Origin of the sequence: Flavobacterium omnivorum, from assembly GCF_900099915.1 — a bacterium.
In the GTDB taxonomy this organism is placed as follows: Bacteria; Bacteroidota; Bacteroidia; order Flavobacteriales; family Flavobacteriaceae; genus Flavobacterium; species Flavobacterium omnivorum.
On record NZ_FNDB01000024.1, the window covers coordinates 1 to 25,912 of the forward strand.

The following is a 25,912-nucleotide window of genomic DNA, read 5'->3' on the forward strand; positions in this document are numbered from 1 at the left end:
TATGACACAAAACTCTGACCCATATGAAAATGCAGTAGCAGAAAGAATAAATGGAATATTAAAACAGGAATTCATGATTGATAAATACAACCTAGATTTAAAAATCATGAAACAAATTGTAAAAGAATCAATCAGTATATACAATGAATTAAGACCTCATTATTCTAATTTCATGCTGACTCCAAACAAAATGCATATACAAAGTCAAATTAAAATGAGGACATATAAAACAAAAAACACTTGCAAAAACGTTTTTGCAAGTGTTTAATTAAATATTTTTATCTAATAATCTGTATCGGTTATTCAGGACAAGACATACTTCTTAAATTCAGAATCATTAAGCAGCTAAACTTGGTTGGGCATTATAAATCTTTCTCAGTAATTTAAAAATTGTTAGCTAAGTCCTTTTTATTATCGCACTTAAATAGTTCTTGTAAAAATGACAAGACCTTATATTAACCATGATATTCTACAACTTGCCTTTATGCTGGCTCAAAATATTTAAAAATTAATCGTACTTTTAACAAAAATAGAATAGTTAAAAAGTCATTTTGTTTTATTTACTCGGTTTGACCTCTAATGAAGTATTCACTAACTTATTTTTTTATATCCATTAAATTGGTAGTTTCATTACTTTCAGTTTAGTAAAAAATTAGTAATTTTAATCACAAATTATTTATTAAAACGCTATTCGTCTTTTCTGTATCAAAAACTAGCACCGTAAAGAAGCAATAAAATTGTTACGTTAAAAATGAAAAAAGAATTACACAAGAAATTAAACGAATTACAAGCTACCGCAATTTGCGGAAATGATATTAGCTCCTCCTGTTTGTATGTTTCTGCATTAACTATTATGTATGCTGGACAATTTGCATGGATTTCATTGCTAATAGTTGCCATCGTACTTTTTTTGTTTAGAAAAATATACGGGGAAGTAGTAGGTGCCATTCCGCTGAACGGTGGTGCATATAATGTTTTATTAAATACTTCAACTAAAAGAATAGCGTCTGTTGCAGCAACATTAACCGTCTTGTCTTATATGGCTACTGCCGTGATTTCAGCTTCAGAAGGCATGCATTATTTGCATGGGATTTATACGGGATTTGACGTGACGATAGCCACAATTGTTGTCCTAGTGGCTTTCACAGGTTTGGCTATTTTAGGTATTGGCGAATCTGCTTTTGTAGCTGTATTTATTTTTATAATACATTTAATTACACTAAGCACACTGGTATTAGCTTCACTTTGGTTCATTTCGAATAACGGTTTCCAAACTTTTTATATCAATTGGGAAGTCCCGGTTTCTTCTGGAGGTGTCGCTACCGCTTTATTTTTAGGGTTTTCAGCTGCGATGCTTGGTATTTCAGGATTTGAAAGCTCAGCTAATTTTGTAGAGGAACAAGAGCATGGTATTTTTCCAAAAACATTGCGAAATATGTGGGCGATTGTTAGCTTTTTTAATCCAGTATTGGCGCTATTGCTTATTTGCATTATTCCTCTTGCAGAGGTTGGAGATCACCGAGAGTCACTTCTTGCCTATTTAGGGCAAACTACTGGAGGTTCTTGGTTAGGTTATCTAATTTCCGTTGATGCCGTTTTAGTTCTCTGCGGTGCCGTATTAACTTCATTTGTTGGAGTTTCAGGATTATTAAACCGAATGACATTGGACCGGATTTTGCCTAATTATTTTTTAAAACAAAACAAACGCGGCTCTAATTACAGAATAATTATTAGTTTTTTAGTATTGTGTGTTTCTGTATTATTTGTTACTAAAGGCGATCTAGTATCGTTAGCGGGCGTATATACTTTTTCTTTTTTGGCTGTAATGGGCCTCTTTGGAATTGGAAATTTACTATTAAAATTCAAACGTAAAAAATTGCCTCGTCCAGAAAGAGCAAGGGGAATTTCAGTTGTGATCGCCATTACTTTTATCGCTATAGCCTTTGCAGGTAATCTCTATATGAACATTGAATCTTTCTATACCTTTATAAAATATCTTTTGCCCGCTTTACTTTTTATAGCCATCATGCTGAATCGGACTATTTTAATACAATTATTAATTGATGCTTTGGAATATTTCTCTAAACCACTACGGAAAATAGTTTTATTTAGCAATCGTTATTTAGTGAAATTAAATGTCAAAATTAATTCCCAGGAATTCGTTTTTTTTACAAAAGGAGATGACGTTGCCATTCTAAACAAGGTAATGCAATATGTAGAAGTCAATGAAACAACTAAAAAATTAAAAATTGTAAATATTAAGAAAGAAGGCGAATCAAATGATTTATTAATCAAAGATTTAGAAGTCCTCGATCGGGCTTATCCAGACATCGATATTGAATTCATAGAAATTAAAGGCACTTTTGGTCCTGAAATAATAGAAGAATTGTCAAAGAAATGGAATATTCCAAAAAACTTTATGTTTATCGGTTCTCCCGGAGATCGTTTTTCTTACAGGATTTCAGAACTGGGTGGTGTACGACTAATTATGTAGAAAAAAAACAGATAGAAATATGATTTTTTTTGCAAATAAAAAATTTATCAATATAGAAGAGCAAATTCAGTGCCCTATCTTTAATCCTACAATAGGATAAATTGCCGTAACTTTAATTGGTTTGCTATTGATATGGTCCCTGATTAAAGTCTTTCAACGCAATTTTTTATCGAAAATAAAAAACGCAGACAATCAATACCGTACTAAAAAATTCAGTAGTCTCATCGGTTATTTTTTAACTATTCTGCTTTATACAATCGTTTAAAAAAAAACTTGGTACCCTCATAGTAGCTTTGCGAGTTGCAGGAGCTGGTATTGTCTTTGCTTGCAGGAAAGGGTTGCATCATTTGCTGGTTGGCTAGCAATTCCTATAATGCAGATGATCACGATCCATTAGAAGTTATCAAAGGGGCTGCTATGTATATTGAAGTTCTAAGAACTATAATAATGGAAATTGGTACAATGGGTTGCTGGAGCTTAATATACTGGCCCTATGTACGAATCCGAAACAATAATTGAAGTAGGAAACGAACCGAAAAAAAGGCGAAATTTTTATTGGGAAAACAGCACCTACAATGCTAACTTCCCATGGCATGAGGAGTCCAATAGCTTTATGCACCAACAATGTTGTAGTTCTGGCTTTAGCCACAACTAAGAATTAATTTTAAACAAAAAAACCATTCGCAAAACGAATGGTTTTTTTTTGTTTGAACTCACCTATAAAAAACTAACTAAATCAGTTTCAAATCAGAATATAATGTTTGGTTTTAATGTGTTACTTAACAATCCATAAAGGTATCTCTAAATCCTGATTAAAAAGCTCTTCGGTCACGCTTCCTACCAATAAAGAGGAGAACGTGTTTCGACCTTTGTCACCAACGATAATAAGATCTACCTTTGAAGCTTCGGCTTTGGCACGTAGTTTTTCTGCGACTCCAGTTCCTTTACCAGGAATAATTTCAGAAGTTAAATCTCCTTTGTATCCTGCTTTTTTTATGAATTTACCAAATTTTTCTTTTAAGTGATTTTCAATTTTCTGATCCAAATTTTCTTTTGGAATATAAGGAGAGAATTGAACTGGCACATTGTAAACATGAACTGCTTTTACTTTGGCGGATATGGTTTTTTGTAAATTTTCAGCCACTTCAAAAACTTTATTGGAAGCGCTAGAAAAATCTGTTCCTGCCCAAATAGTAGTAATATGCGGTTTCGCATTTTTTGGAATAGACAGAATATTGCATTTTAGCATACGTAGTAATTTTCCACTAACAACGCCAGTACCTCTAGACTTATTTTTATTTCCAATTAAAGACAACTGAATCTCATATTTATTAACAATATAATTGATTAGAGATTCCGAATAAGGATCTTCTGAAATAAGTACTTCCCAATCTGTTGACGAGGTGAATATTTCTTCTACCTTGTCATTTAGTTCGTTACCAATTATTTCATCAAGATTAATATCTTTTAACTGTTCTTCAAATAATTCAGAGATTTCATGTTTTTTGATATTATGAACAAAGTACACTTTTTTAACCTTCAAAGTTTCTGCAATAAATGATGCATATTCAATTAAGGTATTATCAATATCAGAGAGATCTAAGGCTACCAAGATGTTTTTGATTTCAGTCATTATTAGTGCTATTTAATGGTTTTTTGTTGTTTATTATTTTGCTTATTAACGATGTCAGAAACTATTTCTTCATAATTTTCAAGTTCTTTTTGGGATTCGCGCTTTTTTAGTTTCTTCAAATCTTCATCTAAACCTTTATAGAGGGAGAAGCACATGACTATCAGAATCAAGGCAAATGGAAGTCCGGTCACAATAGTAGCCGTTTGAAGTGCCTGCAATCCGCCGCCAATTAAAAGAACTGCTGCAATACTACCTTCAGCCAAGGCCCAAAAGATTCTTTGTCCTACTGGTGCATCTATTTTCCCTCCAGAGGTTAAATTATCTACCACTAAAGACCCCGAATCGGAAGAAGTAATAAAGAATCCTGCAATTAAAATTATTGCAATAATATTAAGAATAAAAGCAAAAGGGTAATCTTCCAAAAACACGAATAAGGCTGTGGCAATATTATCATTCACAGCATTTGCTATCGTATTATCACCAAGAATTGCTTTATGTATTGCTGTACTTCCAAAAGCGGAGATCCAGAAAAAAGTTACTATAGAAGGTACTAATAAAACACCCAAAATAAACTCACGTACTGTACGCCCTTTCGAAATACGTGCAATAAACATTCCTACAAAAGGAGACCAAGCAATCCACCATCCCCAGTAAAAAATGGTCCAAGCGTTTTGCCAGTTGCCACCGGTATAACTTTCTGTCCAAGTAGCCACTTCAAGGAAACTGGATAAGTAATTCCCTGTATTTTGGATGAACGATTCAAAAATAAAGATTGTAGGCCCTAAAAGCACTACAATTACAAGAAAGAGGACTGCTACTATCATATTCCATTCACTCAAAACTCTCACCCCTTTATCTACTCCCAAAACTACTGAAACGGTAGCAATCAAGGTTATACCAACAATTAGAAGAATTTGGGTTTGTACTCCGCTATCTATATCAAAGAGATGATTTAAACCTGCTGCAATTTGTTGAACTCCCATTCCTAAAGAAGTAGCTAGACCAAATAAAGTGGCAAGTACCGCGAAGATATCTATGGCATCCCCAATTTTACCATAAATTCTATCTCCTAAATAAGGATAAAAAATTGATCTGATAGTAAGTGGAAGCCCACGAGAATAGGTGAAATATGCCAAGGATAATCCGACCAAGGCATAAACTGCCCAGGCATGAAAGCCCCAATGCAAAAAGGTAAAGCTCATAGCTTCCTTAGCAGCTTCAGCGGTTCCTCCTTTCGCCATTGGCGGACTTAAAAAATGATATACTGGCTCTGAAATACTCCAAAACAAAAGTCCAATTCCCATTCCCGCACTAAATAGCATTGCAAACCAAGAAAGTGTTTTAAATTCAGGTTTCGCATTTTGTCCTCCAATCCTTAAATGTCCGAATTTACTAAATGCCAGATAAATCATAAATATCAGAAAAATATTTATGCTTAATATAAAAAACCAACCTGCTTTATTGGCAACAAACTCCTGGGTCGCTGTAAAAATATGTTCAGCCCCTTCTTTAAACATAAGGGTCAATGTTGTGACGATGATAACGATGATCGCTGATGTAAAAAATACTGGGCCATTCACTTCTAATCCAAAAATGGATTTTCTCTCATCACTCCGTATAATTTTCTTAGCCATAAAACATATTTTTTTTAATTTCATTTATTTTTTTAACACGCTCTGCATTATTTTTAGACCTAAAAATAGTAGCCTACATTAATATTAAATCTTGCTTCCCACTTAGCGTCAGGGTTTCCTTTAGCAAAATCATCTACAAAATTACCACCAAGCCAAGAGTGATTATATCCTGCTGCATAGTCGATATAAGTATAAACGTTACCTGCAGAAATTAAAACTCCCGTTACATTCATGTACGAATCAGTAAATCCTTCTACTTTTTTCTCCATATAGGCAAAGTCATTATAAAATTGCAGATTTGAAATAGGGCCCAATGCTACAGGAACATTTCTGGAGATCCCTAAAGAATACATATTAAAATTAGCTGCAACTTCATAAGGCGCGCCATATGCTGCCATTGTAATCACATCTCTGGACTCTCCGTTAGCATTTTCAGGATTGTGTGATGCTGTAATAAATTGAGCTTTTCCATTCCATTTCCCCTTAGTAATTTCATAATGTACAGCAAATGCACTATGATCTCCCACCTCTTCGGTATCAAGATTATATAAGCCGCCGTACTGCAGGGAAAGACCAAATCTACTTGCGGTTTCTTTTCCAAATTTGTAAATAATTTTTCCGTTAAATTGATTTACTTCCTTGTTTCTGCCCGCGACATCATAAGCATATCGGCTTGAAGAAACTTCTGAATTACTTCCAAAGCTATATTCTTCTGCGTTTTTGAAAAATGCTAGTTGATATTCAAATTTCTCTCCTGAATGCATGTACTTAACACCCATATCATGGTCATCTTCCAAACCGACATAATAGGTCAAATTGAAAAACCAGTTGTTTGAATTGTATTGTTGAATACCGAAAGGCACTTGTGTTAACCCAACGTGAATTTGATCCTGTTCAGTAAAATTGTAACCCAGCCAACCCTGTTTTAAGAATCCGCCACCAAACTCTTCCGAATACAACCTGTATTCAGCATCAAAAAATATTCCCTTGTAAGCACCTTTCGCATTTATCCTGAACATATCATATCCAAAATCACCTCCGCGTTTTTTCTGACCTTCTTTCCATGATGACAAATTATAATTGAAACGCAATGCTCCTCCAATTTCGAGTTCTGGTTTGTCCTGAGCTATTACTGGAAATGCAAATAGAATTGTTAAAATCGAAAGATAAAGAGTTTTAGATAATTGTAAATGAGTAATTTTTTCTAACATATATTTATTAAAAAAGTTAATTAATGGTGTCTAAAATAATAGAATGTTTAAAAAGGTAATACAGTAATTTTTATTAATTACTGACCACTTTTTGTACAAATAATTGCACACAAAATAATAGTAAACACTAGTAGATAAATACCATTGCAGGTATTGCAAAAAAAACTTGAATAAGCAGATGATTAAAAGTATTTAATCGAAATCAACCTGATTCATAGAAGCAGTCTTAAAAAAGTAAAATATTGGGGTACAAGGTACTCAAAAAGGAAGGTTAAAATGCCTTAAAGATGGAATAGAAATCATAAAGGAGAATATCACAGTAATAAAAACTAAATTTTACATAGTTCATATTTATATTATTAAAATAAAGATATAAAGAAGATTAAAAAATATTCGACAATAACGATTATTCGGAATATTATAAAAAAAAGAGTCATAAAAAACTATTACACAACTATAGCACTGTAAAAATTAACGCGTTTTAGATTGAGTTTATAAAATACAATCTTGTTTATCTTAGTCTATATAAAAAATTAAACAGAAGATATTCTAAATTCTTTGAACAAAAAGTGTACAAAGCCAAACCCGTTGCTAGCAATCTAGGATTAATCAATATAACTATTACTTTTTTACTTCCACAACCTCCACCTTGATTCCGACAGCGTAAGCATTTGGTATTATTTTATTGCCATGTGCATTGGCATACACTTTAGTGAATTCAGCTCCAAAATATAAAATTATAGCCGAATAATATACCCAAATTAATATAATTATTACGGATCCTGCAGCGCCGTAAACAGTAGCTACAGTAGAGCTTCCCAGATAAAAACCAATCGCAAATTTACCTATCATAAAGAAAAAAGAAGTAAAACTGGCACCTATTAAAGCATCCTTCCACACGATATAACCATCAGGTAAAGTTTTGAAAATTATGGAAAACAACATCGTGGTTGTTGCAAATAAGATTAAAATATTAAAAACATAAAAGATATATACCGTGGTGTCAGGGAAATAAACAAGTAAACGTGTGTTTATAACATCCATGACAGTATTGACCATCAAACTCACGAGCAACAAAAATCCAACTGACGCAATCATTGAAAACGACATTAACCGGTTTTTAATGAATTTCATAATGCCTTTATTGGGCTTTGCCTTTAACCCCCAAATAGAATTGATAGAACTTTGTATTTCGGCAAATACGCCGGATGCTCCTATCAGCAACATAATTCCTCCAAATATTGTGGCAAATGTAACACTGTCTGACAATTCTATATTTTTGATCGTTTCTTGGATTTGAATAGCAGCTTCATTGCCAACCATACCATTTATTTGACCAAAAAACCGTCCAGTAACTGCTTCTCTTCCAAATAAAAAACTAAAAATAGACAATATGATGATCAATAATGGAGGCAATGAAAAGATAGTGTAATAGGACAATGAAGCGCTTAACTTTATCCCATTATCATCATCAAATTCGTTATAAGTTCTTTTCAATAAACTCCAGCTAATAGTAGCTATTTCTTTGTGCTTCATTTTTTTAACTCTTTTTTAATACTTCCTAAAAATATAAATTCCAAGATAAAAGTTTCTATCGCTACAGGCGGTAACAAAACTAGGCCTTTTGTTCGAATGATACATTCCTTGCAAAAGTATAAAGATATTCTTTACCAATTAGAAGTACATTTTAAAAAAAGTAAAACATTCCATTATTAACAAGGGAATCTCCCACTCTGCACTCCAAAAATTCTTATCTTTGAAATAAAACATATTATGAAAAAATTAGTTTTACTATTTGGAATTGGTTTAGCAGTTTTAATTGGTTGTAAAACCAATACTTCCTTAAATAATGATAAGACATTGGTGATTGCTTTCGAACCAAAAAGTAATAGCAATGTAACTGGAACGGCCACATTTGTTGAAAATAAAGGAACAGTAACGATGATTGCTAAATTAACAGGCTTAACTCCTGGCATTCATGCAATACACATTCATGAGAAATCAGACTGTACCGCTGCTGATGGAAGTTCCGCTGGTGGACACTGGAATCCAACATTTAAAAAACACGGAAAATTAGGAGAAGGGGAAGCTCATAAAGGAGATATTGGTAATTTTACAGCTGATAAATATGGAAATGGCACCGTCACTTTTAGGACTCGTGAATGGGGTATTGGATCCGCAGATGAAACTAAAAACATAATAGGTAAAGGATTAATCGTGCATCAAGGCGCTGATGATTATGTTTCACAACCTGCTGGAAATGCTGGCGCAAGGGTAGCCTGCTCTGCTATTATCAAATAATACTTAAAATAAATCAAGGAAACCGTCTCATAACAGTTATGAGACGGTTTTTTAATTTTATTATAACAAGAAGACCATAAAAATACATAGCTTTGTATCTTCAAAATAAAGCAATGATTAACCCTTCGGCATCAGGTTGGATAGATAAATTTTTTATTGAACAAAAATTTTCAAAAGATACTGTTTCAAAAACTACGGACACTTTTTATCAAAAAGTTAGAGATACGGGTTTTATCTATGGTCATATCATTTCCTTTGAAACAATTACAGCCATTGATACCAAAGGCTGGTTTAAAGATGAGATCTCAAAAGTAGCACTTTTGAATACCTTATATGGCGTTTTTTGTTTGACCAATGAGGATATTACTGCTGCTAATTTCATTAAACATGTTGTTATTTTTTACAATCAAATGCATCCTCAAGGATCTAATTTATTTAAAAAAATACTACCCAAAAACTCACCTGCTTTAACTTTAGAAAAAATTATTGATGCTCGAGTTCAAACTAATGACAGCATCATCAGTAAAAATTTTTCTCATCTTGTTACTAATGCATTATTGTTTATTGACATACTTGCGTTTCGTCAATATTTAATCCATGGAGAGATTCCAGAAAAATACCTAAAAAAAATTGAAGAGACCATTGTAAATATCGTCACATTGGCTTTAAAAATAAAATCCAAAAAATCACAGTATGATGATTTATTAATCAAACTCTTTGAAGCTTCAATTCGCTACAGTAAATTCTCAAAAGTTTCAGCTCAAAGTTTAGAAACACTTCAATTAGATTACTTTACAAATGAATTGGAAAAATATTATTTAATAGATATTGCTGGAATGGCTTTGTGGAGTGATGGAAAAATAGAAAATGATGAATTGTATTTTTTGCAATCGTTAGCTGAGATCTTGCAAATACCCGATTATTTTGTAAACGAAAGTGTCAAGAGTACAAATCTATTCATTTCAAAGCACAAAAAAGAAATTCCATATTTTAATTATTCAAATCCAGTTAAACATTTTTATGACCAAACTACTCAAAGTGTAGTTACTCTTATTGGACGTAATAAAAATAGATTGATTAAAGAAATTTTACAAAGTAAGGAATTAATGGTACTCCTAGCCTATTCCACTCGCAGGGATTTAGATGAAAAAGAAAAGAAAAAAGTCAAAAAACAATTATTAGAAATTTGTAAAACCGTTCCATCACTGGCCATTTTTTTACTTCCAGGAGGAAGTTTATTGCTGCCTATTCTAATTAAATTTATACCTACTTTATTACCATCTGCCTTTAATGAGAATATGGATAATGAATAGCCCACCTTTAGAAAAATATTAAATTGTATGTATTTTTGTGTAAGTGAATCAATCTTACATTAAAATTCTTTATTTGGTAGTTCATAAGTGTTTTTTAAGATAAAATAGTCCGTTTTAATATTAAATAGGATTGTATTAGCGCCACTTTCTCCACCGTCTTGAAAGCGATCATTTTTCATCTTCAAAGTCGCAAAACGGTAAAAATCACTTGTTTTAGAACATTACTGGTCGTGCAATATATTTAGGTTTTGGAATTAAATTATTTATTCTTACCAATTGTTCCGCTCAAAAAAGGATCTACAATCCCAATTCATCTTAATACGGAAGCTTCAAGCCAAATTCACGAAGTCAAATTAGGCTAAAATTAATGCGATTTTAAACCATTCTTTAAGTGTATTGACAATCGCCTTTAGGTTTCTATTCCCTTCTCTCGTAAACGAAATCGCTTTCCATAAGCTCATCAAATAGTAATTCAAACTAATTGTTTTCTATAGTTAAAGGATTAACAAAAAGAGAAGGAATCATAGGAAATTCTAGTGTTAGTTTCTTGCTGCTTTTATTTTTATAAATACAAAGTAGACTAAAAACAAAACATATAAAAATATTTAATGTATTTCATTACAAATATAAATAAAATTTTATGGATAATTAACGTCAAATTTGCACTATCAAAACAATTAAAATAAATCACATGACTCGAATTACAGTAGCAAAAGGAGACGGAATTGGTCCAGAAATAATGGATGCAACACTTAAAATCATTATCGCAGCTGGAGCTGAATTAGAAATTGATGAAATAGAAGTTGGAGAAAAAGTTTATTTATCAGGAAATACTTCAGGTATAGCGAGTGAATCTTGGGATATTATTCGTAGAAATAAAGTATTTCTAAAGGCTCCAATAACTACTCCACAAGGCGGTGGTTATAAAAGTTTAAATGTAACAACTAGAAAATTTCTTGGACTGTATTCAAACGTTAGACCTTGTATGAGTCTACATCCTTTTGTAGAGACCAAACATCCTAAAATGGACCTTGTAATTATTCGCGAAAATGAAGAAGATTTATATGCTGGAATTGAGCACCAACAAACCGATGAAGTAATACAATGCTTAAAACTTATAAGCCGTCCAGGTTGCGAAAAAATAGTTCGTTATGCTTTTGAGTATGCTAAAGTATACGGTCGAAAAAAGGTAACTTGTTTTACAAAAGACAATATCATGAAACAAACTGACGGACTGTTTCACCAGGTATTTGATGAAATTGCTTTAGAATATCCCGAAATTGAGAATGAACATTGGATTGTTGATATTGGCGCTGCAAAAATGGCGGATACTCCAGAGATCTTTGATGTCATAGTAACCTTAAATCTTTATGGTGATATTCTATCTGATATTGCTGCACAAATTGCTGGTTCTGTTGGACTGGCTGGATCGGCGAATATAGGTGAAGAATGTGCCATGTTTGAAGCAATCCATGGTTCAGCACCAAGACGTGCTGATCAAAACTTAGCAAATCCATCTGGCTTATTAGAAGGTGCTGTAATGATGCTAAATCACATTGAACAAACAGAAATTGCTGAAAAAGTACAAAATGCTTGGTTAAAAACCATAGAAGACGGAATCCACACTTATGATATTTACAAAGAAGGAATAAGCAAAGAAAAAGTTGGAACAAAAGAATTTGCTCAAGCTGTTATTGCCAATTTAGGAAAAAATCCATCGCAATTAAAACAAGTTTCGTATGCGAAAGATGCGGTTTTAAACCTACCAAAATATGCAAAGAAACCTGCTAAAAATAAAGAATTAGTTGGAGTCGACCTATTTATACATTGGAATGGAACAGATCCAAACGAATTGGCCGAAAAAATTAAAGCTATTGGTACTGATGATAAACATTTGACTATGATTACCAATCGTGGAATTAAAGTTTGGCCTGACGGATTTAATGAAACCTATTGCACGGATCACTGGCGTTGTAGATTTAAGCCAACCCATGGAAAATTAATCGAGAAAAGCCAAATCATAACTTTATTATCCAATGCGTTGAAAGCTAAAATCGATGTAATTAAGACAGAAAATTTATACGATTTTGATGGGAAAGCAGGATATTCATTAGGCCAAGGACAATAATCTTTAAAGCTTAAAAACATGGACATCCCACTTATTGAAGGTGAATTTAGCACAAATGAAGCCCTAGAGCTAATTGTTAAGATGATTGAAATAAAAATTAATTTTCATGAAAGTAAGGTTTGCAACTCACAGCAAGAAGAAGACATCAAAAGTCGTGAGAATAAAATTAAAAATCTTCAAAAATCATTGTATGACACTAGACTTTTTTTAAACACAAAAAATAGTGGAGTCAAAATTAAATGTTCAATTCACATAGAATAACGGTCTACCTTCTATTTCGAGTTGTAAAATAAGAAAAATCAAATTCTGATACTAAAAAAGCCACTTAAAAGTGGCTTTGATAGTATTAAAATTTCAATTGGTACACCGCATCTAAATCTTTATTCGAACTGATATTAACCTCTAAATCAGTCACGAAACCAGAATTAAGTCCGTATGCCCAGCCGTGTAATGTTAGTTCTTGACCATTTTTCCATGCCGCTTGAACAATTGAGGTCTTGGCTAAATCAAAAACCTGTTCTTTTACATTCAATTCTACAAAAGTATTAAACCGTGTAGCCTCATCTTGAATAGAATCCAAATAATTACTGTGTAATCGATATACGTCTTTAATATGACGAATCCAGTTGTCAATAATTCCTATAGAATCATTTCCCATTGCAGCCTTCACACCACCACATCCATAATGTCCACATACTAATACATGTTTTACCTTCAATACATTTACTGCATAATCTAGAACGCTCAACATATTCATATCAGTATGTACAACCATATTAGCAATATTCCTATGTACAAATACTTCCCCGGGTTTTGCTCCTATAATTTCATTTGCCGGAACCCTACTATCAGAGCAACCGATCCATAACAAAGGTGGTGTCTGCCCTTTAGCTAAATCTTGGAAATAATTTGGGTCGCTCATTAATGAGGTTTCTACCCATTTTTTATTATTCTCTAGTATTTTTTTATAAAAATCAACCATAACTTTTAAAAATTATTTTGTTTATACAACCGTTTAGTCCGTGCAAATCTATTGTAAAGGAACTCATTTTTTGTTTAATTAGATGTTTTTTCTTCCTCAAGAAATTCATCATCTGCTAATTCTCTCGTAACCATTACTCTTTTTGCAGCATCATAGTAATGTTCAATAGTCACATGATTTTGACTGTCAATCGTATTTTCCAACTGATATGCTTTTTTAAACCCTCTTAGCTTCACTTTTATATTATCATCCATAGCCCTAGTAGTTTTAAATTCATGAATTAAATCCAAAATGTCATGAGCAATGTAAACCGTATCTTTTGCATCAATGATCACCTTAGAATTTTCTGGAATTTGACTTAATGTCTGTTTGATAGCAGCTTTATTCAAAAAAGAAACTTCTTGTGCCAAATCAATATGAATAACGTCACCATCAGCATATTCCTCTTTTCTAAATAGGTAAGCTCGCTGTAGATTTCCTTTTAAAACAAAAATAATACTAATGATAATTCCTAAGGTAACTCCTTTCAACAAATCTAAAAATACGACCGCCAATAAAGTGGCAATAAATGGTACAAATTGGTATTTCCCTTTTTCCCAAAAGTGTTTAAATGTAGCCGGTTTTGCTAATTTATAGCCTACTAGGATCAAAATAGCAGCTAAAGTAGCCAACGGAATTTTATTAAGAATCACTGGAATAGCAAGCACACTTACTAGTAATAATAGGCCATGAATAATGGTAGACATTTTAGACTTAGCGCCTGAATTACTGTTGGCAGAGGTGCGTACAATTACAGAAGTTAAAGGTAAACCGCCTAAAAGTGAACTGACCATGTTTCCAATACCCTGCGCTTTTAATTCTACATTAGTATCGGTATACCTCTTTTGCACATCCATTCTGTCTGCTGCCTCAATACTTAGAAGAGTTTCAATAGATCCAACAATAGCAACCGTTAAGGCAATCACCCATACCTTAGGATTTGTAATTCCAGAAAAATTAGGAGTTACGATGATCGATTTAAATTCTTCTAAAGAGGATGGAACCGGTAAAGAAACCAAATGTTCTTTTCCAATTGCTAACGTGCTTCCTGTTCCTATAAAAATTTCATTTAAGATAACACCAATAGTCACTGCGATTAAAGCACTTGGTACTAACTTCAATTTTTTCAAAAATGGTACTTTATCCCATGAAATTAATATTGTCAGAGAAATTACTGTAATTACTATGGAACCAATTTGAATATAATCAACAATAGCAGCTAACGAAGAAAATGTATTACCTCCATCCTTTTGCATAAAGGCCAAATCTCCTTCAAAATCACTGTCATATCCAAAAGCATGAGGCAACTGCTTTAAAACAATGATGATACCAATACCGGCTAACATTCCTTCAATAACATTAGTTGGAAAATAATTAGAAATACTTCCTGCCTTTACAAAACCCAATATTAGTTGAATTGCGCCTGCTATAAAAACAGCAGTTAGAAAAATATCGAAAGCACCTAAATCTGTAATTGCAGTAAGTACAATAGCGGTAAGACCCGCTGCAGGTCCAGAAACACTTATGTGCGACTTACTTAAATACCCTACCACTATTCCACCAATAACTCCAGCTATAATTCCAGAGAATAACGGAGCACCAGAGGCCATTGCAATGCCTAAACACAATGGTAACGCCACTAAAAAAACCACTAAACCAGACGCAAAGTCGGATTTAAGGGTAACAAAAAGATTATTTTTTTTTGTCATAATACCTAACTAAAAATTGAATACAAAATGAATCACATTATAATGTGTTAATTGATTTTAAAACATAAAATCGAGAATTGTATTAAACTTCGTTGGGAGGAGGAATAAATATGGAAGAGGTAATTTTATCGTGTTTTGATAAATTCTCCGATAGGATAACGCCAGAAGATATCTTCGACGGAGCACTAATTTCAACAGGGTTTTCTAAGTAAAAAAAAGTCTTAATTTCTTTATGAACATGCTCTTCTTCAGAAACAGTATAAAAAATAGATATATCCGCACTTTTCTCAATCACGGTAATAACTGCAGGCGTGACTAAAAAAGCAATAAACAGAATTAAAAACATTTTAGATAGTATCTTCATTGGTGCAAAAATAGAATTAGTTTGGTAAAAATGACGCCAGTTATTCTATTTCTGCTATAAATTAACAAAAAAAAGGCAAAATGAAAAATTTATAGTTCATTTTGCCTTTTTTAAATCAATATTTAACTTACAAGCTTTCTTCTAACCAAGCCTGCATCATCCATATTGTCTTCTCTTGCTCTGAGATAAAATCACTCATCATGGCATTTGTACCTTCATCATTAATTGCTGCAGATTTATTAAGAATCTCTCTTTCAATTTTTAGCAAATGAGATAACGAGGCGACAATCAAATGAACCGCTTTTTCATCATTAGAAATATTTTTACCAACAACCAACTGATTATTTTTAATATAATCTTCAAAAGTATGAAGTGGTGTACCTCCAACAGTTAAGACTCTTTCTGCTATTAGGTCAATTTTCATTTGAGAATCGGTGTATAATTCTTCAAACTTCACATGCAAATCAAAAAAACGCTTCCCTCTTATATTCCAATGAATTCCTCTTAAATTTTGATAATACACTTGAAAATTAGATAACAAAATATTCAATTCATTAACTATCAATTCTGATTCTTTAACTGGTAATCCTAAAATGTTTGTTTTCATTTCCATAGTTTTTATATTAAATTCTTATAATTGTAAATTTAGCATAAGATTAATGAAAAACACCATAATTAAAAGTTATAGTTTTACTAAATTTGCATCAGCTATTATTATAATTATGACAATTACTCAACTAAAATATGTTCTTGCTGTAGCTGAACATAAAAATTTTACTTTGGCTGCAGAAAAGTGTTTTGTTACTCAACCTACATTGAGCATGCAAATTCAAAAAATAGAAGAAGAATTAAGCATTCAGATATTTGATCGAACAAAAAAACCTATTCAACTTACTGATATTGGTCAAAAAATTGTAAACCAAGCCAAAAATATAGTCATCGAAGCAGATCGCATACAAGATATTGTTGAGCAACAGAAAGGTTTTATTGGTGGTGAATTCAGGCTAGGAATAATTCCCACTATCATGCCTACGCTGCTGCCTATGTTTTTGAATAATTTCATCAAAAAATATCCTAAAGTAAAACTCATCATCGAAGAGTTGAATACGGAAGAAATTATAACAAAACTAAATAATGGCCATCTTGACGCGGCTATTGCTGCAACGCCCTTAATGGAAGATAAAATTAAAGAAATTGTACTCTATTTCGAACCTTTTGTTGCTTACATTCCTGAAAGCCACCACCATTTTCAAAAAGAAGAAATAGAAGTTTCCGACTTAAACTTGGACGAAATTTTACTACTGCAAGATGGACATTGTTTTCGTGATGGAATTCTAAATTTATGTAAAAATAATCCTCGAAGTGAAGCAGGTCATTTTCAAATAGAAAGTGGGAGTTTTGAAACCTTAATAAAACTAGCCGATGAAGGACTAGGAACTACATTACTTCCCTACCTACATACATTGGACCTAAAAGATAGCGATAAAGTCAAGTTGCGTCATTTTAAAGAACCTAAACCAGCACGAGAGGTCAGTTTAATTTTTCCTAAAAGTGAATTAAAAATTCAGATTATTGAAGCGCTTCGCAGCACAATTGCTGGAGTCATAAAAGGAGCAATCGTTTTCCAGAATGTGCAAATTATAAGTTCCATTCATAAAAAATAAAAAAAGGAACCGTTTGTTAGCGGTTCCTTTTTTTTATGAATTTACTATTAATAAATATTGTTTTAATTCTGGTTTTCCAATCGTAAAATTTAATAACCATTCACGCAATTGTTCCATTTCATAGGGCAATAACATCTTGATGGCTTTTTCTAACTCTTTGCAAAAAAGCATTGGATCAAAACTTACACTTTCTAAAACAGATTTTGTATAATCGTACATTATTTTCGACATAAGACAAGGATGAATTTGGTTACATTAACATTCTACTATTGACGTAAAATTACATTTTTTGAAACTAGATAATTATTATTTAACGTAGTTTTTGGTTTTTTATTTTATGCTATAAAACTATACCGAACTATTACAACTAATCTAATTAAAGCTTCACTTAACCTTTGCGAGCACGGAACATTTCTCTTTTTCCAGGAGGTCCCTCCAGTTTTTCAACAGTAAAGCCTACTTCGATCATGCTTCTTTTAACAACACCTCTTGCAGCATAAGTAACCAGTACTCCATTATTTTTAAGTGCTTTAAACATTTTTCTAAAAATTTCTGTACTCCACAATTCTGGTTGGACTCTATATCCAAAAGCATCAAAATAGATTAAATCGTATGTGTTGTCATCATTAATTTCTTCAAAAAATTGATTCCGTTTAGTTAGTGTAAAACCATCATTTAAAAGTACTTTTTCTCCCCAATTGCTTTCATGAATTGTATCGAAAATTGTACTTTCCTTATCTGCATTCAACTCAGATACGTAATTCATCTTTAAGACTTCTTCCGCAGAAATTGGATAGGCTTCTACCCCCACGTAATCTATGGTCTGCTGCGTTTTTTTGGCTTCTAAAAGCGTAATAAAAGCATTTAAACCAGTGCCAAATCCTATTTCGAGTATAGCAACTTTTTGATTTTGAAATAGGGAAAGGCCATTTTTGATAAAAACATGTTGCGCTTCTTGAATTGCGCCATGCTTAGAATGATAACATTCGTCCCATTCGGTTAAATGGATCGTTGTAGAGCCGTCAAGTGTCTGAATTATTTCTCTTTTCAAAATTATGTGCTAGGTTATACAGCTTTATATAATATAAAACTGCTCAAATTTAATCAAACTATTGCCTTTACCTCTTAAAAACTGCGATTTTTTATATAATCACTAGAATTATGCTTGTTTTTTTTTTAATTTTCAAAAACGTAAACAAATGTTAGTTAAACGCTATAATTAATGTAGTTTTGATAAGTAATTTACTGATTTTTATTTAATTTTGCAAATATTAAAGTCTAAGAGATGGAATCGCTATCTTTTTAAGCTTTGTATTATAACTTCAAAAAAACAAAAAACAATACAATACTATGAGTACAACTCAAACTAATAAAATTGAGATTATAGAATCTCTTACTTCAAAAATTAAGGAAGTAAATTTTGACAACTTAAGCTTCGGTTCCGTTTTTACGGATCATTTATTTGAATGCGATTTTACAAACGGGGAATGGCAAAAACCAGTCATTAAGCCCTACGCTCCTTTTTTGTTAGACCCATCAACCAGAGTTTTTCATTATGGACAAGCGATTTTTGAAGGAATGAAAGCTTATAAGGATACTGATGATGCTGTTTGGCTTTTTAGACCTGATGAAAACTACAATCGTTTCAATAAATCAGCGGTTAGAATGGCTATGCCAGAGGTTCCTGAAGAAATATTCATGAATGGGTTACATCAATTACTACAGTTGGATGAGGCTTGGATAAAAAAAGGAAAAGGAAATGCGATGTACATCAGACCTTTTATGATTGCAACTGGAACGGGCGTAATTGCTAACCCATCTAATGATTATAAATTTATGATCATTCTATCTCCAGTGACATCGTATTATTCTGGTGATGTAAAAGTACTTATTGCAGAACATTTCAGTAGAGCTGCTAATGGCGGAATTGGTGCGGCAAAAGCAGCGGGAAACTATGGGGCTCAGTTCTACCCTACTGTATTAGCTAATGCAGCCGGTTTTCAGCAGGTTATTTGGACGGATGACGCCACGCATACCAAACTTGAAGAAGCTGGAACAATGAATGTTTTCTTTAGAATAAACGACACCTTACTTACTGCTCCAGTAAGTGAACGAATTTTGGATGGGGTAACCAGAAAAACACTGATCGACCTGGCTAAAAGCGAAGGAATAGAGGTAGAGATTCGTCCTGTTTTAGTTTCTGAACTAGTTGAAGCAGCTAAAAATGGAACTTTAAAAGAAATTTTTGGCGCTGGAACAGCTGCCGTAGTTAGTCCAATCTCGGGATTCTCATATCAAGATGTCTATTTTGAATTGCCAAAAATTGAAAAATCAGTAGCAATACAACTCAAAGACAAATTGACCAATATTCAAAATAAGTTAGAAAAAGACACTTTTGGATGGACCGTTAAAATATAATTTTTCCATTTTATCTTTAAATAAAGGCGGTTTTAATTTGTAAAATCGCCTTTATTGTTTTCTATAGTACTACCTATCATCTAGAGGGCTTAGTAATTCCTATTTAAGAATAATTGAAAAATCCGGTTTAAAGTAATTTGGCCCTTTTAATACTTTTCCATCTTCCCTATAAATAGGGCTTCCATTTTCGTCTAACTTACTCATGTTACTGCGCTGAATTTCATCAAATACGGCCTCTATTTTATCTTGTAAGCCATGCTCTAGAATTGTTCCGCAAAGAATATACATCATATCGCCCAAAGCATCTGCTATTTCTGTTAAATCATTATTTTGAACCGCTTCTAAATACTCCTCATTTTCTTCCTTCATTAAATTATAACGAAGTTCATGCTTACGCTCTCCTAAATTGGCTGTAGGACTTTCATTAAAATCAATTTTGAACGTAGAATGAAATTCTTTTACCGCGTTAATTTGTTTTTGCATCTTTATTATTTTTATCAAATGAAAATACAAATTAGCAAACTATTATTAAACAAATAACTAAATTTGTCAAAAAAAATATTTCAATTATGTTTAGTCAGGGACAATTAGTATTTGCAGGACTTTTTTTTATTGCGTTTGTCATTGCGATGGTATACGCCTACCGAAAAGATTTAGCGTTGCATAGAATATTTTATAAAGGAAATTATAAAATATTAATAGGATTTGGAGTTTTTATTGGGATATTGTTTTTGATAAAAATATTCTTTAAACGATAGTTTGCAATAAATAAATAATAATGTCCACTTTATCGTGGACTTTATTATTTCAAGAACTTTGTAAATTCAAGTCTAATCCTCACTCCTATTTTTATACTAAATTATTAAATATCATTTACATAAAAATCTCGAAATGAAATTCAAAACATCATCCCCTTTAAAAAAAAACCATATAATTAAAATAGATTATAATTTGCCATTCAAATCAAGTTGAACGAAAAAAAATTGAATTATATTATCGCTTTTGCACAAAAAAAGGCCTATTTATTTATTTACCAGTTTCCGTGACTTATAAATTAAATTTTTAACTTTACAGAAATTAATAAACCCGTGTATTATGAGGATTTTAAAATATTTATTTCTTTTACTACTGCTTAGTTTTGTAGCCCTATCCATTTTTGTAGCTACTCAAAAAGGAGATTTTACCGTAGAAAGAAGTCACATCATAAATTCTCCAAAATCCAACGTTTATAATTTTGTAAATGATTTCAGAAACTGGGAAGATTTTGGTTCATGGATTACTGAAGATCCTGAAATAAAAATTACTTATCCTCAAAAAACAATTGGAGCAGGTGCCTATTATTCTTGGGAAGGAAAAGACGGCTCTGGAAATATGAAAACTATTTTTGTAAAGGAAAACGACAGTATTTCACAAAAAATGGACTACAATGGAAGTTCATCATCGGTGTTTTGGACTTTCAAGGATACGGTAGGGGGCACAAAAGTAACATGGAAGACTATTGGGAAAATGAGTTTTTCTATGAAAGTGTATACTGCCTTTAACGGTGGTATGGATAAAATAATTGGGGTTATGTATGAAAAAAGTTTGGCCAAGCTGGACAAAACTCTTGATTTTGAAATAAACACGCACAAAGTAAAAGTAGATGGCTTAACAAAAATTGCACCTACTTATTACTTAAAACAAACCTTTACAAGCAAACTTTCAAAAGTTACCAAAAATTCAAGGATCGTATTTTTCAAGATAATTGATTTTTGTAATAAAAACGATATCCAGCGCAACGGGAAACCATTTTTACTTTATCACACTTATGATTTAGCCAATGGACTGGCTAGAATCTCTTTTTGTGTACCTATAAAAAGTCAAATTTTGACAAGTTCAGGCAGTGACATCTTAACTGGAAAAATGGAGGGCTTTGAGGCTGTAAAAACAACCTTAACTGGTGATTATTCACACATGAAAAAAGCGATGGATAAGGCAATGGGATACATTAATTCCAATAAAATAATTGTTGATCCTACATTTTCACATTTGGAAATCTTCAAAATCAGCAGATCCGAAATTAAGAACTCTTCAAAATGGGTCACTGAAATTTATTACCCGATAAAACCAAAAGTGATTCCTGTCAGCACTTATATTCCTGCTCCAATTAAAAAAGTAGAAGCTGTAAAAATTCCTGCACCTGTTATCAATAAAGAGGAAGAGCAATCTGAATTTTAAAAATAATAGTAAACGATTAAACCTTTTTAATAAATTCTATTCTAATCTATAAAAACAATTTTGCAAGAAGAAAAGGAATTTATAAACCAACTATTAAACTCTAAAACACAAAACCAAGCGTTTCAGAGGTTGATATTGGATTATCAAAGACCCCTCTACAATCACATTAGAAATATCGTTTTGAATCATGACGATACAGATGATGTGTTGCAAAATACTTTTGTTAAAGTATTTCAAAATTTAAAAAATTTCAAAGGAGACAGTAAACTTTTTTCGTGGATGTATCGCATTGCTACCAATGAGGCCTTAACATTTTTAAAACAAAAATCAAAAAGAAGTGGAGTTTCATCAGAAACAATACAAAATAAAGCAATCGATAATCTAGAAGCCGATGTTTTTTTTGATGGAAATGAAATTCAAATAAAATTACAAAAAGCGATTGCTTTACTCCCTGAAAAACAGCAGCTAATTTTTAAAATGAAATATTTTGAAGAACTCAAGTATGAAGCTATTTCTGAAATACTAGGAACTTCAGTTGGTGGATTAAAGGCATCTTATCACATTGCAGTAAAAAAAATAGAAGCATTTGTAACCACTAATTAAACCTTTTTGTAATAACACTGTCTAAAAGAATATGAAAACATTTAAATTAGAAAACGAGCCTAAAATTGAACCCGGATTTAAAACACCCGATCACTATTTTGAAAATTTTTCGATAAAAATGATGGAGCATTTGCCAGTAAGCGAGCCAAAAGTAATTTCTATTTTTCAAAAAAGAAAGTTGTTAGTTCTGTTGAGTACTGCTGCCGTTTTAATTTTTGTCTTATTGATTCCAGTTTTAAGCCTCACTGAGTCAAACACAAAAGAATTAGATACCGTTGCCATAGAAAATTACATCACTTATCAGTCTAATGTAAACCAATATGATCTAATAATTGGACTAGAGACAGAAGACATTGAAAAAATCAATAGTAGTATCGTTCTAGAAGACGAAACCATTGAAGACCATTTATCAACAAACTCAAATTTAGAAAATCTCATTTTAGAGTAAATGAGTTTTTAAAGTTTTCATTAAAAGATATAATTAAAAAAAATAAAAATGACAATAAAAAAATTATTACCCTTATTAGCATTCTTCGTTTCCTTTAGCTTTTTTGCTCAAGGCGAAAGTATGAAAGATAAAAAAGAACAGATTAAAGCATTAAAAGCCGCATTTTTCACAACGGAATTAAACCTCACTACAAATGAAGCAGAGAGATTCTGGCCAATCTATAACACCTTTGATGACAAACAATTTGAATTGAGACATCAAAAAATGAAAACCTACGTGAGAAGAATGAATGATGGCTCCTTAGACCAAATAACAGAAAAAGAAGCTAACACTTTCTTAGCACAAATAGAAGACACGGAGGAAGAACTCTTTTTATTAAGAAAGACGTTCATGCAAAATGTGAAGAAAATTTTACCTGCAGTAAAAATAGTTAAACTTAAAAAAGCAGAGGAAGATTTTAATAGAAAATTACTGCAGCAATATAGAAATAAAGGCTCCAGAAAATAAAATTTCACTTAGTATTAGTTCAATAAAAACACCTTAAACTTCCGACTAATTCGCTACAGTTTAAGGTGTTTTTTTTATTTAAATCGGATGCGAATCATTTTATTCTGTCCCGCTGCAATCGCAGTTTTGTCATCAAGGAAACGTATCGTATTTAGGCTGGAATCCGTAGACATTTGCTTCCATATATTACCGCTGTCTGAGGAATAATATATTCCAGAAGTTCCCACAGTAACGATTGATTTTCCTCTGCTTTTGGGTACATATTGAACACAAGACGCATAACCAAAACCTTGATTTTCCGCGACAAGCTTCCATGTTTTTCCTCCATTTATTGTCATTGCTTTATTAGAAAAATTTTGGTTCCTAACCTCATAATCACCTCCAGCCACCATCCCTATATTTGAATCGTAAAAATCAGCTGTAAAAATTCCTGTCATAGTTTTGCCTTGTACAATTGGAGTTTCAAAAACAGACCAACTTTCACCTCTATCAGGAGAATAAAAAACTCGTGTTTTTATACCACCTGAAACAAGCCAAGTGTTATTATTCTTTATTACAATATTAGTGTTGCTTGCAGCAAATGCTGCTTCCCCATCTGACACTTTTGGCAGTTTTTCGCATGATATTTTATTCCATGAATTCCCGCCATCCCTTGTTACAATTATATTAAGACAGTTCTCAATTGGATCACCCATTGCAATTCCTTCGTTGTTATCCCAAAATTTCATGCTATCATAAAACACTTTTTGGTGGCTTTCTTGGTAAACTAATTGCGTGCTCAAACCCTCTTTGGAAACCCGATAAAGAAGTGCAGGGTTGGCTACATTTAAAATAAAAACATGTGCTGTTGTTTGCGCAATACTTCTAAATTCAAGATTTAGTGAATCCTTGCTAATTCTATTTTCAATCTTTTGATTAGAATCCAAATTATAAAAACCATATCTACCTTTATCCGCAGCGTACCAAATTTTATTTTTATCAATTTGAATCGCTCTAATACTTATTTTATCCTGAAATAAAGTGTCTATTACAACAGACTGAAAATTAGTTTCTTCTATTTTTTCAGACTTATAAATACTTGTTTTACAAGACACAGCAACTAATACAACCAACAAAGCCAGTAAAATATTTTTCATTTTTAGTACATTTTACTGCTAATTTACAACTATTAATAGAAATGCAATAAAGTACCCAAATTTATTGGCACAGTAATTGGATATTGAAAAAAAAGGGAAATTTAATCCAATTAATTATGAAAACGAAACTACTATTATTGAGTCTATTGACTACTGTTTTCGCAACACAGATACAAGCGCAAAATAGAACATCAGTAAATGCCATGAATGCCGAAATCAGTGACAATCTTGACTTGAGAGCTGTTGCTTCTATTTTTGGCGATTCTAGAGACCTACAGGATTTTGAAAGAAGACTGAATGATCCTGATTTGCAAATATCTAATTTGGATTTAAACAACGACAACCAAGTTGATTATCTACGGGTGATTGAAACAGTAGAAAACAGAACACATTTAATCATCGTTCAATCCGTTCTTGATGATGATGTTTATCAAGATGTTGCTACAATTGATGTAGAAAAAGACCGAAACAACAAAATTCATGTACAAGTAGTTGGTGATGTCTTTATGTATGGAGAAAACTATATTTATGAGCCAGTATATTACAGTACTCCTGTAATTTACGCTTCTTTTTGGTCTACTAATTATCGTCCTTACTATTCCTCTTGGAATTGGAATTATTATCCCTCTTATTATTATGCGTGGAATCCCTTTCCAGTATTCCGATACAGAAACAACATCAATATTAATTTAAATATAAATAATTACTATAATTATGTTAATCATAGAAGAAACGATCGTACTGTAGTTTTATATAATTCAAGACGCTCCAATGGCTATGAGAGACAAAACCCAAACTATTCTTTTTCAAGAAGAAATGCAAATGTGGTAAACCGTTACGAATTAGATCAAAGGAAAGGCTTTAGGAACGAAGTTGGCTATGTTAACAGGAGAGGCAGTTCTTCACGAGATTATACACAAAACAGAACTAATTCTTCCAGAGAAGTTACGCCACAACGAAGCCGCTCTACAAGAGATAATTCTCAAAATAGAGCGAGTCAATCCAGAGAAGTTGCGCCACAAAGAGGCGGTTCTACAAGAGATTATTCTCAAAATAGAACGAGTCAGTCCAGAGAAGCTGCACCACAAAGAGGCGGTTCCACAAGAGATAA

General features: G+C 32.3%; 26 protein-coding genes. 14 read left to right on the top strand and 12 right to left on the bottom strand.

Going from position 1 to position 25,912, the window contains the following annotated elements; genetic code table 11:
• The 3 genes from BLS90_RS15410 to BLS90_RS16955 form a co-directional block, all read left to right on the top strand.
• On the top strand, positions 1-268 hold a 268-nt coding region (locus BLS90_RS15410), incomplete at its 5' end, for an integrase core domain-containing protein (protein WP_139171457.1).
• 483 nt (positions 269-751) lie between these two features.
• Positions 752-2,494 (top strand): APC family permease, encoded by a 1,743-nt coding sequence (locus BLS90_RS15415; RefSeq protein ID WP_091259204.1) that lies wholly within the window; start codon positions 752-754, stop codon positions 2,492-2,494.
• A 493-nt stretch (positions 2,495-2,987) separates the two neighbouring features.
• Positions 2,988-3,149, top strand: a complete 162-nt coding sequence (locus BLS90_RS16955; protein ID WP_175455504.1) for a hypothetical protein — start codon at positions 2,988-2,990, stop codon at positions 3,147-3,149.
• A gap of 120 nt (positions 3,150-3,269) precedes the next feature.
• Here BLS90_RS16955 and BLS90_RS15425 read toward each other — a convergent pair whose 3' ends face one another.
• The 4 genes from BLS90_RS15425 to BLS90_RS15440 all read right to left on the bottom strand — a co-directional run bounded on the left by BLS90_RS15425 (position 3,270) and on the right by BLS90_RS15440 (position 8,508).
• Positions 3,270-4,127: a universal stress protein gene (locus tag BLS90_RS15425; RefSeq protein ID WP_091259208.1), complete on the bottom strand. Its 858-nt coding sequence runs from the start codon at positions 4,125-4,127 to the stop codon at positions 3,270-3,272.
• Positions 4,128-4,135: 8 nt separating this feature from the next.
• Positions 4,136-5,761 carry a BCCT family transporter gene (locus BLS90_RS15430; protein WP_091259262.1) on the bottom strand — a complete coding sequence of 542 codons (1,626 nt, stop codon included), beginning with the start codon at positions 5,759-5,761 and terminating at the stop codon, positions 4,136-4,138.
• 59 nt (positions 5,762-5,820) lie between these two features.
• Complete coding sequence (locus BLS90_RS15435; protein WP_091259210.1) at positions 5,821-6,972, bottom strand: hypothetical protein; 1,152 nt, start codon at positions 6,970-6,972, stop codon at positions 5,821-5,823.
• Between the two features lie 621 nt (positions 6,973-7,593).
• Complete coding sequence (locus BLS90_RS15440) at positions 7,594-8,508, bottom strand: YihY/virulence factor BrkB family protein (RefSeq protein ID WP_091259212.1); 915 nt, start codon at positions 8,506-8,508, stop codon at positions 7,594-7,596.
• A gap of 237 nt (positions 8,509-8,745) precedes the next feature.
• Between BLS90_RS15440 and BLS90_RS15445 the strand changes: the two genes are divergently transcribed.
• The 4 genes from BLS90_RS15445 to BLS90_RS15460 all read left to right on the top strand — a co-directional run bounded on the left by BLS90_RS15445 (position 8,746) and on the right by BLS90_RS15460 (position 12,975).
• The gene (locus BLS90_RS15445) at positions 8,746-9,273 is read left to right on the top strand and encodes a superoxide dismutase family protein (RefSeq protein ID WP_091259214.1); all 528 of its coding nucleotides are present in this window, start codon (positions 8,746-8,748) and stop codon (positions 9,271-9,273) included.
• Between the two features lie 113 nt (positions 9,274-9,386).
• Positions 9,387-10,586, top strand: a complete 1,200-nt coding sequence (locus BLS90_RS15450) for an LETM1-related biofilm-associated protein (RefSeq protein ID WP_091259215.1) — start codon at positions 9,387-9,389, stop codon at positions 10,584-10,586.
• Between the two features lie 691 nt (positions 10,587-11,277).
• Complete coding sequence (locus tag BLS90_RS15455; protein WP_091259218.1) at positions 11,278-12,714, top strand: NADP-dependent isocitrate dehydrogenase; 1,437 nt, start codon at positions 11,278-11,280, stop codon at positions 12,712-12,714.
• A gap of 18 nt (positions 12,715-12,732) precedes the next feature.
• On the top strand, positions 12,733-12,975 hold the full coding sequence (locus BLS90_RS15460) for a hypothetical protein (RefSeq protein WP_091259220.1): 243 nt from the start codon (positions 12,733-12,735) through the stop codon (positions 12,973-12,975).
• 85 nt (positions 12,976-13,060) lie between these two features.
• Here BLS90_RS15460 and can read toward each other — a convergent pair whose 3' ends face one another.
• The 4 genes from can to BLS90_RS15480 all read right to left on the bottom strand — a co-directional run bounded on the left by can (position 13,061) and on the right by BLS90_RS15480 (position 16,415).
• Positions 13,061-13,696 (bottom strand): carbonate dehydratase, encoded by a 636-nt coding sequence (gene can, locus BLS90_RS15465; RefSeq protein ID WP_091259221.1) that lies wholly within the window; start codon positions 13,694-13,696, stop codon positions 13,061-13,063.
• Positions 13,697-13,770: 74 nt separating this feature from the next.
• Positions 13,771-15,444, bottom strand: coding sequence for a SulP family inorganic anion transporter (locus tag BLS90_RS15470; RefSeq protein ID WP_091259225.1), 1,674 nt, complete (start codon positions 15,442-15,444; stop codon positions 13,771-13,773).
• 82 nt (positions 15,445-15,526) lie between these two features.
• Positions 15,527-15,808: a hypothetical protein gene (locus BLS90_RS15475; protein WP_091259227.1), complete on the bottom strand. Its 282-nt coding sequence runs from the start codon at positions 15,806-15,808 to the stop codon at positions 15,527-15,529.
• A gap of 127 nt (positions 15,809-15,935) precedes the next feature.
• Positions 15,936-16,415 carry a Dps family protein gene (locus BLS90_RS15480; RefSeq protein ID WP_073355016.1) on the bottom strand — a complete coding sequence of 160 codons (480 nt, stop codon included), beginning with the start codon at positions 16,413-16,415 and terminating at the stop codon, positions 15,936-15,938.
• 115 nt (positions 16,416-16,530) lie between these two features.
• On the opposite strand from BLS90_RS15480, the gene BLS90_RS15485 reads away from it, so the two are divergent.
• Positions 16,531-17,472, top strand: a complete 942-nt coding sequence (locus BLS90_RS15485; RefSeq protein WP_091259231.1) for a hydrogen peroxide-inducible genes activator — start codon at positions 16,531-16,533, stop codon at positions 17,470-17,472.
• Positions 17,473-17,505: 33 nt separating this feature from the next.
• Here the strand turns inward: BLS90_RS15485 and BLS90_RS15490 are convergent, their stop codons facing one another.
• Both BLS90_RS15490 and mnmD read right to left on the bottom strand, forming a co-directional pair.
• Positions 17,506-17,703 (bottom strand): hypothetical protein, encoded by a 198-nt coding sequence (locus BLS90_RS15490; protein ID WP_091259233.1) that lies wholly within the window; start codon positions 17,701-17,703, stop codon positions 17,506-17,508.
• Positions 17,704-17,860: 157 nt separating this feature from the next.
• A complete protein-coding gene (mnmD, locus tag BLS90_RS15495) occupies positions 17,861-18,523 on the bottom strand; it encodes a tRNA (5-methylaminomethyl-2-thiouridine)(34)-methyltransferase MnmD (protein WP_091259235.1) in 663 nt (220 codons plus the stop codon).
• A gap of 299 nt (positions 18,524-18,822) precedes the next feature.
• On the opposite strand from mnmD, the gene BLS90_RS15500 reads away from it, so the two are divergent.
• Positions 18,823-19,890 (top strand): branched-chain amino acid aminotransferase, encoded by a 1,068-nt coding sequence (locus BLS90_RS15500; protein ID WP_091259237.1) that lies wholly within the window; start codon positions 18,823-18,825, stop codon positions 19,888-19,890.
• A 99-nt stretch (positions 19,891-19,989) separates the two neighbouring features.
• On the opposite strand, the gene BLS90_RS15505 is transcribed toward BLS90_RS15500, so the two are convergent.
• The gene (locus tag BLS90_RS15505) at positions 19,990-20,373 is read right to left on the bottom strand and encodes a pyrophosphohydrolase domain-containing protein (RefSeq protein ID WP_091259239.1); all 384 of its coding nucleotides are present in this window, start codon (positions 20,371-20,373) and stop codon (positions 19,990-19,992) included.
• 612 nt (positions 20,374-20,985) lie between these two features.
• On the opposite strand from BLS90_RS15505, the gene BLS90_RS15515 reads away from it, so the two are divergent.
• From BLS90_RS15515 to BLS90_RS15530, 4 genes are read left to right on the top strand one after another with little or no spacing between them, the layout of a single operon-like run.
• The gene (locus BLS90_RS15515) at positions 20,986-22,107 is read left to right on the top strand and encodes an SRPBCC family protein (protein ID WP_091259241.1); all 1,122 of its coding nucleotides are present in this window, start codon (positions 20,986-20,988) and stop codon (positions 22,105-22,107) included.
• A gap of 60 nt (positions 22,108-22,167) precedes the next feature.
• On the top strand, positions 22,168-22,710 hold the full coding sequence (locus tag BLS90_RS15520) for an RNA polymerase sigma factor (RefSeq protein WP_091259243.1): 543 nt from the start codon (positions 22,168-22,170) through the stop codon (positions 22,708-22,710).
• A gap of 31 nt (positions 22,711-22,741) precedes the next feature.
• Positions 22,742-23,158, top strand: a complete 417-nt coding sequence (locus BLS90_RS15525; RefSeq protein ID WP_091259245.1) for a hypothetical protein — start codon at positions 22,742-22,744, stop codon at positions 23,156-23,158.
• A gap of 48 nt (positions 23,159-23,206) precedes the next feature.
• The gene (locus tag BLS90_RS15530; RefSeq protein WP_091259247.1) at positions 23,207-23,665 is read left to right on the top strand and encodes a sensor of ECF-type sigma factor; all 459 of its coding nucleotides are present in this window, start codon (positions 23,207-23,209) and stop codon (positions 23,663-23,665) included.
• Positions 23,666-23,739: 74 nt separating this feature from the next.
• Here BLS90_RS15530 and BLS90_RS15535 read toward each other — a convergent pair whose 3' ends face one another.
• Positions 23,740-24,801 (bottom strand): WD40/YVTN/BNR-like repeat-containing protein, encoded by a 1,062-nt coding sequence (locus BLS90_RS15535; RefSeq protein ID WP_091259248.1) that lies wholly within the window; start codon positions 24,799-24,801, stop codon positions 23,740-23,742.
• Between the two features lie 116 nt (positions 24,802-24,917).
• Here BLS90_RS15535 and BLS90_RS15540 point away from each other — a divergent pair.
• The coding region (locus BLS90_RS15540) for a hypothetical protein (RefSeq protein WP_245705128.1) at positions 24,918-25,912 on the top strand (995 nt) is incomplete at its 3' end.